Source organism: Pseudomonas sp. Irchel s3h9 (assembly GCF_900187475.1).
In the GTDB taxonomy this organism is placed as follows: Bacteria; Pseudomonadota; Gammaproteobacteria; order Pseudomonadales; family Pseudomonadaceae; genus Aquipseudomonas; species Aquipseudomonas neuropathica.
The window spans coordinates 119405-132619 of record NZ_FYDH01000015.1 but is presented as its reverse complement, the minus strand read 5'-3'; the positions used below and the strand labels follow the sequence as shown (position 1 = coordinate 132619).

Genomic DNA, 13215 nt, shown 5'->3' with positions numbered 1-13215 from the left:
TACCCCGTCTACACTCGAAACAATCATCCCCGAGCCATAACGAGAGCGTTATGCCCAGATTGGCGTCCGTGCTTTTTTTGCTGTCACTGATGATCTGGACCGCAACGGCTGACGCGCTGACTCTGACCGATGAAGAACGTAGCTGGCTGGCGGCTCACCCGGACTTGCGCCTGGGTGTCGATGCGTCGTGGCCGCCCTTTGAGTTTCGCGACGACCAGAGCCGCTATCAGGGCCTGGCGGCGGACTATATCGACGTAATTCGCCAACGCCTTGCAATCAAATTGACGCCCATCGAACCGGTGAGCTGGACGGTGGTGCTCGAACAGGTCAAATCAGGCAAGATCGACCTCCTGCCCGGCATCATGTCCACACCGGAGCGCCAGACTTACCTGTCGTTTACCCGCCCTTATCTCGACTTCCCTATCGTCATCCTCTCGCACATCGGCGGTGCACAACCGCGCAAACTTGACGACCTGTACGGCTTGAAGATCGCCGTGGTGGAAAACTACGCGCCCCACGAACTGCTGCGCACCCACCACCCCGATCTGAATCTGGTGGCCATGCCCAATGTCAGTTCGGCATTACAAGCGTTGGCGACCGACGAAGTGGACGCCGTCGTCGGCGACCTCGCCTCCAGCGTCTGGAGCCTGCGCCAGCTCAAGCTCGACGGTCTGTACGTCAGCGGCGAAACCCCATATCGCTACCAACTGGCAATGGCCGTCCCCCGCGACAACAAGATACTGGTGGGAATTCTCGACAAAGTCCTTGCTGACATGAGCTCTGATGAAATCAGCAGCATTCAGGAGCACTGGGTCGGCAACGTCCTTGATCATCGGACATTCTGGTCGGATCTGCTGATCTACGGTTTACCAGGTCTGTTGCTGTTGGTGACGATTCTCGCCGTGGTGATCCGCATCAACCGCCGCCTGAGTTCGGAAATCGCCCGACGTATCGACCTCGAACAGGAACTGCGCAGCAGCGAATACCACTATCGTGGCCTGGTCGAGAGCCTGTCGGCCATCGCCTGGGAAGCGCGGATGAGCGACTTCACCTACAGCTATGTGTCGCCCCACGCCGAAGACTTGCTTGGCTATCCACAATCGCACTGGCTGATTCCCGGGTTCTGGCACAACATTATTCACCCGGCCGACCTGACCCGTACGCAGAATTACTGCAAAGAAGCGCTTCGCCAGGGTCGCGATCACATCGTCGATTACCGCGTTATCACCGCTGATGGCCGCTGTTTGTGGGTACGCGACATCGTCAGCCTGATCGAACATGGCCACGAGCCGGTGATGCGCGGTTTGATGATCGACATCAGCGAAATCAAGCGCACTGAAGAAGCGCTGCGGCTTTCGGAACAAAAGTTCGCTTCGGTCTTCCAGCAGTGCCCGGACATTCTAGTGATTGCACGGCTGTCCGATGGCTGCCTGCTGGAGGTCAACGAAGCGTTTGAAGAACAAATCGGCTTGAAAGCCGAAGAAGTGCTGGGGCAAACCGCAACTGACCTGAATATCTGGGGGATACCCGGCGTCGGTCCCGGATTGCTGCAGCGCTTGCAGGCGGGCAGCATTCGCAATCTGGAGATGCCGTTTCGCCGCAACAATGGCCAGTTGTTCACTGGCCTGATTTCCGCCGAGCCGTTCGACCTCGATACCACCCCCGCGCTGGTTGTCGTAGTGCGCGACATCACCCAGCTCAAGGAAACCCAACAGCAACTGCAAACCTCCGAAGAGAAGTTCGCCAAAGCCTTCCACGCCTCGCCGGACGGTTTGTTATTGTCACGCCAGAGCGACGGCCTGCTGCTGGAGGTCAACGAAGGATTCAGCCGTATCACCGGTTTCAATAGCGCCATGTCGGTGGATCGCTCGGCACTGGATCTGGGAATCTGGGTCAACCTCAACGAACGCAAACAGATGCTCGATCTGTTGCATCGCGACGGCTTCGTCCGTGACTTCACCTGCCATATCCGCCGCAGTGACGGGCAGATCCGCCTCTGTGAAGTATCCAGCCGTCCGCTGCCGATTGGCGAAGATGACTGCATGCTGACCATCGCCCGCGACATTACCGAGCGGCATCTGATGCAGGAAAAACTGCAGCAGGCCGCCACCGTGTTCGAAAGTACCGCTGAAGGCGTATTGATCACCGACACCCAACAACACATCAGTGCGGTCAATCGCGCTTTCACCGAAATCACCGGCTACAGCGAAAGCGAAGCGCTCGGGCATACCCCGCGTCTGCTCGCATCCGGTCTGCACGACAGCGCATTCTACGCGGCAATGTGGCACCAGTTGACCGACGAAGGTCACTGGCAAGGCGAGATCTCCAACCGACGCAAGAACGGCGAGCTGTACCCCAGTTGGCTGACCATCAGTGCTGTGCGCAATCGCGACAAGTTCATTACCCACTTTGTTGCCGTGTTTGCCGACATCTCCAGCCTCAAACATGCACAAGCCAAACTCGACTATCAGGCGCATCACGACCCGCTTACCGGCCTGCCGAACCGCACGCTGTTCGAAAACCGCTTGCTGATGGCACTGAACAGCCAGCAGGAAAACGGCAGTCAGGGCGCCGTGCTGTTTCTCGATCTCGACCGCTTCAAACACATCAATGACAGCCTCGGCCACCCGGTCGGCGATCTGCTGCTCAAGGGTATCGCCGTGCGCCTGAAGGAGCAATTGCGAGACATCGATACCGTGGCGCGTCTGGGCGGTGACGAATTCATCATTCTGCTACCCGGCCTGCAACAGGCCAGCGACGCCGATAACATCGCCACCAAACTGCTCAACTGCTTTGGTGCGCCGTTCCAGGCTGGCGAACATGAGTTCTTCATCAGCGCCAGCATTGGCACCAGCCTCTACCCACGGGACGGTTGTGACGTCGCCACACTGGTGAAAAACGCCGACGCGGCGATGTACCGCTCCAAGGCCAAGGGTCGCAACCGCGTCGAGAGCTACACCCGCGACCTCACTGCCCAGGCCAGCGAGCGCATCGCGCTGGAGCATGAACTGCGTCGGGCCATTGAACGTGATGAACTGTTCCTCTACTACCAACCGAAAATCAGCCTCGACGATCATCGCCTGGTCGGTGCCGAGGCGCTGATCCGCTGGCGTCACCCGACCTTCGGCGACGTGCCGCCAGAGCACTTCATTCCGCTGGCCGAAGAGAACGGCATGATCCTGCAGATTGGTGACTGGGTGCTCGAGACGGCGTGCCGTCAAATGTTCGAATGGGGGCAGGTCTACGACAGCCTCGGCCCGCTGTCGGTGAACCTCGCCGGTGCGCAACTGCGTCAGCCAAATCTGCTCGGACGCATCGAACAGCTACTCAACGACAACCGCCTGCAGCCGGATTTACTGCAACTGGAAATTACCGAGAATTTCATCATGAGTCAGGCTGAAGAGGCGTTGGCGGTGTTACACCAACTCAAACACCTCGGCGTTCAATTGGCGATTGATGACTTCGGCACCGGATATTCTTCGCTCAGTTACCTCAAACGGCTGCCGCTGGACATCCTCAAAATCGACCAGTCGTTTGTCCGCGGACTGCCCGACGATCCCCATGATGCGGCCATTGTCCGGGCCATCATTGCGCTGGGCCGGAGCATGCAATTCACGGTTATCGCCGAAGGTGTGGAAACCCAGGCACAACAACAATTTCTCGCCGCCGAAGGCTGTGAACAGATCCAGGGCTACATCGTCAGCCTGCCGTTACCACCAGAAGAGTTCGCCGCGACGTTTCTTCGTGTAACCGTATCGGATTATTCGGATAGCACAGCCGAGAAACCGTCGCTATAATCCGCGACCTACTGAGGGCCTATAGCTCAGTTGGTTAGAGCAGAGGACTCATAATCCTTTGGTCCACGGTTCAAGTCCGTGTGGGCCCACCAAACCTGAAAGCCGCGCAAATGCGCGGCTTTTGCGTATCTGAAGCGAAAAAATGCGGCTCCTCAAAATCGCGGAATAGCTTATTCCGTCCATAATCTGTCCACTCGTGTGCACTGATGCTGCAACAGACACATCACCTTTCGCACTCCCACCGTCAAGGCCTTTAACCAGCGCGCGGCACCGGCAGTTGCTTCGCGACACTTGGTACTGGCTCACCAGCAGCACCCGGACTTGAGGCCTGCCGAGCGTTGCGCCGCTATCGCCCTTTTGCAAGGATTCGCAAAATGAGTGGTAAACCTGCTGCACGCGTTACAGATCCGACCGCCTGTCCATTGCCCGGACATGCAACCAACCCGATCGTTTCGGGTTCCCCCGATGTAATGTTCGAAGGCCTGCAGGCCGCACGACTGAACGACGCCACCGCTTGCGGAGGCCACATTGCTTCAGGAGTATCCTCCACCGTTTTCATCAACGGCCAACCCGCCGCCATGCTTGGCATGCGTCACCGACCACGGTGCACCGGTCATTCAGGGCGCGAGCACGATCATCATCGGCGACACGCACACTCTCGCGCCCTTCATCCCGATCCCGTCTCTACCCGCGCCATTCTCCGGGCGCTTTCAATTGATCAACCAGGAAACCGGCAAGCCCATGGCTGGCCGCAAGGTCAAGGTCTGGTCCTCCTCCGGCACCAGCTTCTTCGACACCACGGATGCCGAGGGTATGACCCGTTGGGTCAAGGATAAATCGCCGCAAACCCTTCATATCGACCTTGTGCAGGGTGAAAGCAATGACTGAACCGTCCGTATCCCAAGGTGGCATGAAACCAGAGGGTCAGATGAACCCTGTCAGCGTCCTGGAACCCAAACTCGACCCGCAGGACCGGGAAGTACTTTGCTCGGCGATGCGTCACTGCAGCGCTACGCCGAACATCAGCAAGGACGGCAAGAGCCTCAAGTTGCTGCGCGACGAACCGCATCTGGACTCTACAAATTCGCTGGCAGAACGCTTGTAGCGGTCTGCGCGCAGAGAAAAACCGATGCTCGCTGCACATGCTGAACCGCCCATGATGGGCGTTTTTTTTGCGTGTGCTTTTCTACTCATGAGATCACCCTCCTGTAAATCAACCATTAACCAGTTCGTTACTTCAGTATCCAGGCCCCACAGCCGTGGCGCATCTGATGATCCGAAAAGGGAGTTTTCATGGTTGATGTCACTCGACGCTCATTCGTTGGATTTGCTGCGACGCTGCCGTTACTGGCCCACAACCCCTGGGCACAGGCTCACATTGAAACCGCCTCGACAGCAGCAACTTCCGATGACGTGCTGATCAACTTCAACGAAAGTCCTTGGGGACCCTCAGCGGCAGCCCGGCACGCGATGCAGGAAGGTATCGCCCTGTCGGGACGTTATCCCTACAAGATCCAGTACCGACTCAATGCACTGTTTGCCCGCCAGCAAGGCATTCCCGAGGATTTCGTCCAGACGTATTGCGGCTCCAAACAGGCCTTGCAGCATGCCGTGCATGCCTTCACCCAGCAGGGCAGTCTGGTAGTCGCCGCCCCCTCCTACGAAGATCCCGCCCAGGCGGCTCGTGGCAGGAAAGTCACTGTCCACGAGATTCCCCTGAACGCCGAGCATGCCCACGACCTGCCGCGCATGCTGGTTGCCGACCCTCGGCCCGGTTTGATCTATATCTGCAACCCGAACAATCCGACTGGCACTCTCACGGCTCGCAGCGATATCGAACGTGCCCTGAAGGACAAACCCAAAGGCTCGATTCTGTTGGTCGATGAGGCCTACATTGATTTCTCGCAGGCCACGACGTGCATTCCCCTGGTCAAGGAACACCCCGACCTGCTGGTGCTGCGTACCTTTTCGAAAATTTACGGCATGGCCGGCGCAAGGCTCGGTATCGCGGTGGGCAATCCGGTGTTGCTGGAACAACTGGAGGTGTTCGGCAACTACAACGTCCCAGCCGCATCGTCCCTGCTGGGAGCAATCGCCAGCCTTGAAGACGCGTCGTTGTTGAGCCAAAGGAAACACAACAATACGCGCCTGCGCGAGGAAACCGTCGCGTGGCTGAATACGCGCGGTTTTCGCTGCACGGCGTCCCAAGCCAACTGCTTCATGATAGACGTCAGACGCCCGGCGAGTGACATAGTCAAGGCTTTGGCCGAGCGTCGCGTGCATGTCGGTCGCGTCTGGAAAGAATGGCCGACCTGGGTTCGGGTGAGTGTCGGCACGGACGATGACATGCACCGGTTCCGGGAGGCGTTTGCCGAGGTTATGGCCTAAGCAACACGGGCGTGAAGTAACGGTCAGTTTTCAGCAGTTCAATATCGTCGGCACGCAGATGAAAACCCGATCATCGCCTGCAAGCGTCCGCTCTATTGAGCCTGTAACATGCGCAAGCCACCGATTCGCGCCAATGGAGCCGCCCCCTTGCCAGACATCCGCCCGCCCGTGCTTGATGAAATCGACCGTCAGCTGATCGCCGCCCTGCAGATCAATGCCCGTGAAAGCGTAGCCATGCTCGCGCGGCAATTGGACATCGCGCGCACCACTGTGACGTCGCGTCTGGCGCGGCTGGAAAAAGCCAAAGTGATCACCGGTTATGGCGTGCGTCTCGGCCAGCGAGTGGTCGATGGCGGGTTGCAGGCGTATGTCGGGATCAAGGTGCAGCCGCGCTCAGGCAAAGAGGTGTTGCGCCGGTTGAGTGCGATGGCGCAGGTGCAGCAGCTGTGTGCCGTGAGTGGCGAGTTTGATTATGTGGCGTGGTTGCGCACCGATTCGCCGGAGCAACTGGATCAGTTGTTGGATCAGATTGGCAGTGTGGACGGGGTGGAGAAGACGACGACGTCGATCATTCTGAGTAGCAAGATTGATCGGGGGCAGCCAGTTTGAGGTTTTGATCGGGCTTCTCGGCTGGATCAGAGGGCCTCTTCGCGAGCAGGCTCGCTTCTACACGTTGGTCGATGTGCAGTCTCTGATCGTCATATTGATATGTTAATTGGCAAAACGACGACATTTTGCGTCTTATTAACGTGTTCTACGCTCCCTAGAATGGCTGGCATCTTTTCCTATACTCAGACGCGCATCCTGCGTCGGGTCGCCAGCAAGGTCAGCCATGAACAAGAACAATCGCCATCCTGCAGACGGTAAGAAACCAGTCACCATTTTCGGCCCGGACTTTCCGTTCGCGTTCGACGACTGGATCGAGCACCCGGCCGGTCTCGGCACTATTCCTGAACATCATCATGGCGCTGAAGTGGCGATCGTCGGCGCTGGCATCGCCGGCCTGGTAGCGGCTTACGAGCTGATGAAGCTCGGCCTGAAACCGGTGGTCTACGAGGCTTCGAAGCTCGGCGGGCGTCTGCGCTCTCAAGCGTTCAACGGCACTGACGGCATCGTCGCGGAACTGGGTGGCATGCGTTTTCCGGTGTCCTCCACCGCGTTCTATCACTACGTCGACAAGCTCGGCCTGGAAACCAAACCTTTCCCGAACCCGCTGACGCCGGCCTCCGGCAGCACCGTGATCGACCTGGAAGGCAAAACCCATTACGCACAAAAGCTGGCGGATCTTCCTGCACTGTTTCAGGAAGTGGCTGACGCCTGGGCGGACGCACTGGAAGCCGGCTCGCAGTTCGCCGATATCCAGCAAGCCATCCGCGATCGCGATGTGCCGCGCCTGAAAGAACTTTGGAATACCCTGGTGCCGTTGTGGGACGACCGAACGTTCTACGACTTCGTCGCCACCTCCGAAGCCTTCGCCAAACTGTCGTTCCATCACCGCGAAGTGTTCGGGCAGGTCGGTTTCGGCACCGGCGGCTGGGATTCCGACTTCCCCAACTCGATGCTGGAAATCTTCCGCGTGGTGATGACCAACTGCGACGATCACCAGCACCTGGTGGTCGGTGGCGTCGAGCAAGTCCCACAAGGCATCTGGCGGCATGTGCCGGAGCGTTGCGTGCACTGGCCGGAAGGCACCAGCCTGAAATCCCTGCACCGTGGTGCGCCACGCTCGGGGGTGAAGAAAATCGCTCACGCGGCCGATGGCCGTTTCGCGGTCACCGACAATAATGGCGACACTCGCGAATACGCCGCAGTGCTGACCACTTGCCAGAGCTGGCTGCTGACCACCCAGATCGAATGCGACGAAACCCTGTTCTCGCAGAAGATGTGGATGGCCCTCGACCGCACCCGCTATATGCAATCGTCGAAGACTTTCGTGATGGTCGACCGGCCATTCTGGAAAGACAAAGACCCGGAAACCGGCCGCGACCTGATGAGCATGACCCTCACCGATCGCCTGACCCGCGGCACTTATCTGTTCGACAACGGCGACGACAAACCGGGGGTGATCTGCCTGTCGTACTCGTGGATGAGCGACGCCTTGAAGATGCTTCCGCACCCGGTGGAAAAACGCGTTGAGCTGGCGTTGAACGCGCTGAAAAAGATCTACCCGAAAGTCGACATCGCCGCGCGCATCATCGGCGATCCGATCACCGTGTCGTGGGAAGCCGACCCTTACTTTCTCGGTGCGTTCAAGGGCGCCCTGCCCGGCCACTATCGCTACAACCAGCGCATGTACGCGCACTTCATGCAGGACGAGATGCCCGCCGAGCAGCGCGGGATCTTCATCGCTGGCGACGACGTTTCGTGGACACCGGCATGGGTTGAAGGCGCGGTGCAGACGTCGCTCAACGCGGTGTGGGGGATCATGAAGCATTTCGGCGGTTCGACACATAAAGCGAACCCGGGCCCGGGTGATGTGTTCAAAGACATCGGCCCTATCGCCCTGCCCGAGTAAGAGGAATCCCTGATGCGTGTAGCCCTTTACCAATGTCCACCGCTGCCTCTGGACCCTGCCGCCAACCTGCAACGCCTGCATCAAGTGGCGATGGAGGCCAAAGGCGCCGATCTGCTGGTGCTGCCGGAGATGTTCATGACCGGCTACAACATTGGCGCCGAAGCGGTCAGCACCCTGGCTGAGGTCTACAACGGGGAATGGGCGCAGCAGATCGGCCGCATTGCCAAGTCGGCCGGTTTGGCGATTCTCTACGGTTACCCCGAGCGCACGGCGGACGGGCAGATCTACAACGCCGTGCAGTTGATAGACGCCAACGGTGAGCACCTGTGCAATTACCGCAAGACGCACCTGTTCGGTGACCTTGATCGCTCGATGTTCAGCCCCGGTGAAGGCGATTTTCCGCTGGTTGAACTGAACGGCTGGAAACTCGGTTTCCTGATCTGCTACGACCTGGAATTCCCGGAAAACGCCCGACGCCTGGCCCTCGACGGCGCCGAGCTGATTCTGGTGCCGACGGCGAACATGATTCCGTTCGATTTTATCGCCGATGTCTCCGTACGCTCCCGCGCCTTCGAAAACCAATGCTACGTGGCCTACGCCAACTACTGCGGCCATGAAGGCGATATCCACTATTGCGGGCAAAGCAGCATCGCCGCGCCTGACGGCAGCCGTATTGCTCAGGCCGGTCTGGACGAAGCATTGATCGTCGGCGAACTGGATCGGCAGTTGATGATCGATTCACGCGCGGCCAATCGCTACCTCAGCGACCGCCGCCCGGAGCTTTACGGCGCGCTGAACAAGCGCTAATCCGCTAGCATGGGCACTCCACTGTTCTGGAAGTGCCCATGCCTGCGCCGACTCACCCCCGCCCCCACACCGAAACCCTGGCCAACGGCTTGCGCGTGACCCTGCGTCATGTGCCAGGCCTCAAGCGCAGTGCCGCTGCCCTGCGGGTGGCTGCCGGTAGTCATGACGTGCCATTGGCGTGGCCGGGGCTGGCGCATTTCCTCGAGCATTTGCTGTTTCTCGGCACTGAGCGTTTTCCGGCGGACGAAGGGTTGATGGCCTACGTGCAGCGCCACGGTGGCCAAGTGAATGCCAGCACTCGCGAACGCACCACTGACTTTTTCTTTGAGCTGCCGACGCGCTCGTTCAGCAAGGGGTTGGAGCGTCTGTCAGACATGCTAGCCAAGCCGCGTATGAATCTGGACGATCAACTGCGGGAACGGGAAGTGTTGCAGGCGGAATTTGTCGCCTGGTCGCAAGATCCTGCGGCTCAGCAGCAGTTTGCGTTGTATGAGGGTTTACCGGCAGAGCATCCGTTGCGCGGATTTCATGCGGGGAATCGGGACAGCCTGAAAGTGGAATTGCCAGCGTTTCAACAGGCGTTGAAGGATTTCCACCAGCAGTTCTATCGCACCGGACAAATGAGCTTGAGCCTGGTGGGGCCGCAGAGCCTTGAAGAGCTGCGCGCGCTGGCCGAGCAGTTCGCAGCGGCTTTGCCGGTTGGGGATAAAGTTGCACAGGTGGCGCCCCTGCCGCTGGCGGTGAAAAGTTATCAACAGGCCGCTGAGCGACGCGGCAATCTGCTGTTTGCGTTCGATGATTTGCCGGAGACTTCCGCCGAGGCAATGGCATTCCTCTGCCACTGGCTGAACAGTGCCAAGCCCGGGGGGTTGCTGGCGCATCTGCAGGAACAGAATCTGGCGGATGATCTGAAAGCCGCACGACTGTACTGCTTTGCGGGGCAAGCCTTGCTACATCTGGCATTCATCGCACCAGCCGAATCGATGAACGCCATTAGCGAACGCGCAAAGGATTGGCTGAGCTTCTTCGCGCAACAGGATTGGACGCCGCTGCGGGCGGAATACACGGCCCTGGTTCAGCGCCAGCAACAAGTCAGCGGCGCGCTGCAACTGGCACGACTCGACAGCGAGCGACAAGAGAGTGGTCTGTCCGACAGCGGCATCAGCGCCCTCAAACATCTGCTCCGTGAAATCGGTGTTGTGGATAACTTCAGCGCTCACTGGCGATTACCTGCTGCCAATCCATTCCTGCGCACCGGCGAACCGCTCGCCAATGCAGGCCTGATTCGCGGCCAAACCAGCGCCCACCGTGGCCTTCGTACATTTGCTCAGGATCGCTCGCGCGGCCGTCGCGAACGCTCGCCGATGCAGTTCAGCCAGGTCTTGCCGGACAGCGGCAATGAAGGCGCGATTTATCTGCGTTGGCAGGTTGAGTCTGCCGCCAGCCCTGATCTGCACTCGAGATTGCAACGCAGTCTTCGGGAAACTCAGCAAGACGCGCGCGAGGCTGGAGTCGAGTTGTCTTTCAGCACCACAGGGCATCAATGGTTGCTCAAGCTCACCGGCCTGCAGGAGCCAATGCCCAGCGTCCTGGAGCATGCGCTGAAATGTCTGACGCAAGTTGACGCCGATTCGTTGCGTAGTGAGGCGGAAACGCCGCTGATCCCCATTCGCCAGTTGCTGAAAGCGCTGCCGGAACAGGCGCTGGAATCAGCTAAAACCGGCGACGACGCCCAACAGCTGTGGACAACTTCGCATTGGGACGGCCTCGCGTTGGGACTGAGCCAACAGACCCAGTCCGCCTTGGGCCTGGCCCTGAGCCGGGTTCCCGGCATCCCGGACAACCAACTGGCAGCGCCGGCGGCAATCACCGCGCAAAAACACTGGCGCCATGTCGATACCGCCTCCAGCGAACACGCCGTGCTGTTGTTCTGCCCCGCCACCAGCCGCGACATCGTCGAGGACGCCGCGTGGCGACTGTTGGCGCACGTGTGCCAGACGCCGTTCTACCAGCGCCTGCGCGTCGAATTGCAATTGGGCTATGCGGTGTTCAGTGCGCTTCGTCAGATGAATGGCCAAACCGCCCTGCTGTTTGGCGTGCAATCCCCGAGCGCCAGACCTGCGGAGTTGCTCAAACACATTCAACAGTTCCTCAAAGGTATGCCCGCGCTGATCGAACAGTTTGATGAGGCCAGCCTCAACCAGCAGCGGCATAACCTCGCGGATCAATTCGACGCAGCCAATCTATCCAGCAAAGACGCTGCTGAGCTGCTCTGGCAGGCCAGACTCGCAGGCCACTCGTCGGATTATCTTGGGCAATTACTCGCCGCCATTGGCCAACTGGATCGCCAGGCGTTGTTTAACGCAGCACAGCGCTTGATCAACGCCGAAGGCGGCTGGCTCTGTCTCGCCAGCGACCCCGCACCCGGTAACCCATGGCAAACGACAAATTGATCATTACCGAGGCTGCAAGGAGCTTTCTCGAATATTCACGGGCAAACCCGGTGAAATTTTGAGTAACATAGCCGCCTAACTATTTGGAACATCTTTGCGCTGCCGTGGACTATACCTATGGACAGCGCTATCCCACCCAACCTGAGGAGACACCCTATGTCCTGGACAAAACCGGCTTACACCGACCTGCGTATCGGCTTCGAAGTCACCATGTACTTCGCCAGCCGCTGAGTTCTGCTTACGTAGAATTGCAGTGCAACGCCTCGGCTCGCCGGGGCGTTTTATTTTCCGCGTAGAAATGATGGAGCGTTCATGTTCGTCCAGATTCTGGGTTCGGCCGCCGGTGGCGGTTTTCCGCAGTGGAACTGCAACTGCGTCAATTGCGCAGGCTTTCGCGACGGCAGCCTGAATGCCAAGGCCCGCACCCAATCGTCCATCGCGATTTCCGATGACGGCGTGAACTGGGTACTGTGCAACGCCTCGCCGGACATCCGCGCACAGCTGCAAAGCTTCGCCCCGATGCAACCGGGCCGCGCCCTGCGTGACACCGGCATCAGCGCGATCATTCTGATGGACAGCCAGATCGACCACACCACCGGCCTGCTCAGCCTGCGCGAAGGCTGCCCGCATCAGGTCTGGTGCACGGACATGGTTCATGAAGATCTGAGCACTGGTTTCCCGCTGTTCAAGATGCTCACCCACTGGAACGGCGGGCTGGACTGGAACCGCATCGAACTCGACCAGAGCTTCACCGTGGCCGCATGCCCGAACCTGCGCTTCACCCCGCTGCCGTTGCGTAGCGCCGCGCCGCCGTACTCGCCGCACCGCTTCGATCCTCACCCGGGCGACAACATCGGTTTGATCGTTGAAGACTTGAAGACCGGCGGCAAATTGTTCTATGCGCCGGGCCTGGGCAAGGTCGATGCGCCGTTGCTGGAGATCATGGCCGGCAGCGATTGCCTGCTGGTGGACGGCACGATGTGGGATGACGATGAAATGCAGCGCCGTGGCGTCGGCACCCGCACCGGTCGCGAGATGGGCCATCTGGCGCAGAACGGCCCTGGCGGCATGCTCGAAGTGCTGGAGCAGTTGCCTGAGCAGCGCAAAGTGCTTATCCACATCAACAACACCAATCCGATTCTCGATGAAGATTCGCCGGAGCGTGCTGAGTTGGCCCGGCGTAATGTTGAAGTGGCGTTCGATGGCATGAGTATTGTGCTGTAAGCATTTGAGACCGCTGCGCGGTCTATCGCGA

General features: G+C 59.3%; 9 protein-coding genes, 1 tRNA gene and 1 pseudogene. All 11 read left to right on the top strand.

Annotated elements, in window-relative coordinates; translation table 11 throughout:
• Window positions 1–50: 50 nt before the first annotated feature.
• The 11 genes and pseudogenes from CKW26_RS23185 (at window position 51) to pqqB (ending at window position 13184) form a co-directional block, all read left to right on the top strand.
• Window positions 51–3797, top strand: a complete 3747-nt coding sequence (locus tag CKW26_RS23185) for a bifunctional diguanylate cyclase/phosphodiesterase (protein WP_095050307.1) — start codon at window positions 51–53, stop codon at window positions 3795–3797.
• Between the two features lie 15 nt (window positions 3798–3812).
• Window positions 3813–3889: transfer RNA gene (locus tag CKW26_RS23180), tRNA-Ile, on the top strand.
• A 282-nt stretch (window positions 3890–4171) separates the two neighbouring features.
• A pseudogene (locus CKW26_RS23175) lies at window positions 4172–4685 on the top strand (PAAR domain-containing protein).
• Window positions 4678–4902, top strand: a complete 225-nt coding sequence (locus tag CKW26_RS30095) for a hypothetical protein (RefSeq protein ID WP_176471330.1) — start codon at window positions 4678–4680, stop codon at window positions 4900–4902. Before CKW26_RS23175 ends, CKW26_RS30095 begins: the two are co-directional and overlap by 8 nt.
• A 188-nt stretch (window positions 4903–5090) precedes the next feature.
• Window positions 5091–6185 (top strand): pyridoxal phosphate-dependent aminotransferase, encoded by a 1095-nt coding sequence (locus CKW26_RS23165; RefSeq protein WP_095050306.1) that lies wholly within the window; start codon window positions 5091–5093, stop codon window positions 6183–6185.
• A 147-nt stretch (window positions 6186–6332) separates the two neighbouring features.
• On the top strand, window positions 6333–6794 hold the full coding sequence (locus CKW26_RS23160; RefSeq protein WP_095050336.1) for an Lrp/AsnC family transcriptional regulator: 462 nt from the start codon (window positions 6333–6335) through the stop codon (window positions 6792–6794).
• A 223-nt stretch (window positions 6795–7017) separates the two neighbouring features.
• A complete protein-coding gene (locus CKW26_RS23155; protein WP_095050305.1) occupies window positions 7018–8700 on the top strand; it encodes an NAD(P)/FAD-dependent oxidoreductase in 1683 nt (560 codons plus the stop codon).
• Between the two features lie 12 nt (window positions 8701–8712).
• Window positions 8713–9507, top strand: a complete 795-nt coding sequence (locus CKW26_RS23150; RefSeq protein WP_095050304.1) for a carbon-nitrogen hydrolase family protein — start codon at window positions 8713–8715, stop codon at window positions 9505–9507.
• Window positions 9508–9545: 38 nt separating this feature from the next.
• Window positions 9546–11960 (top strand): pyrroloquinoline quinone biosynthesis protein PqqF, encoded by a 2415-nt coding sequence (pqqF, locus tag CKW26_RS23145; RefSeq protein ID WP_095050303.1) that lies wholly within the window; start codon window positions 9546–9548, stop codon window positions 11958–11960.
• 156 nt (window positions 11961–12116) lie between these two features.
• Entirely contained in the window at window positions 12117–12191 is a 75-nt protein-coding gene (gene pqqA / locus CKW26_RS23140) for a pyrroloquinoline quinone precursor peptide PqqA (RefSeq protein WP_003422658.1), read from the top strand.
• An 81-nt stretch (window positions 12192–12272) separates the two neighbouring features.
• Window positions 12273–13184 (top strand): pyrroloquinoline quinone biosynthesis protein PqqB, encoded by a 912-nt coding sequence (gene pqqB / locus CKW26_RS23135; protein ID WP_064388219.1) that lies wholly within the window; start codon window positions 12273–12275, stop codon window positions 13182–13184.
• Window positions 13185–13215 lie beyond the last annotated feature (31 nt).

What these genes read in the sequence shown, in the direction of transcription:
- CKW26_RS23155 (WP_095050305.1), top strand. Translation starts at nt 7,018, where the DNA reads ATGAACAAGAACAATCGCCATCCTGCAGACGGTAAGAAACCAGTCACC.
- pqqB (WP_064388219.1), top strand. Translation starts at nt 12,273, where the DNA reads ATGTTCGTCCAGATTCTGGGTTCGGCCGCCGGTGGCGGTTTTCCGCAG.
- CKW26_RS23185 (WP_095050307.1), top strand. Translation starts at nt 51, where the DNA reads ATGCCCAGATTGGCGTCCGTGCTTTTTTTGCTGTCACTGATGATCTGG.
- CKW26_RS23150 (WP_095050304.1), top strand. Translation starts at nt 8,713, where the DNA reads ATGCGTGTAGCCCTTTACCAATGTCCACCGCTGCCTCTGGACCCTGCC.
- CKW26_RS30095 (WP_176471330.1), top strand. Translation starts at nt 4,678, where the DNA reads ATGACTGAACCGTCCGTATCCCAAGGTGGCATGAAACCAGAGGGTCAG.
- pqqF (WP_095050303.1), top strand. Translation starts at nt 9,546, where the DNA reads ATGCCTGCGCCGACTCACCCCCGCCCCCACACCGAAACCCTGGCCAAC.
- CKW26_RS23165 (WP_095050306.1), top strand. Translation starts at nt 5,091, where the DNA reads ATGGTTGATGTCACTCGACGCTCATTCGTTGGATTTGCTGCGACGCTG.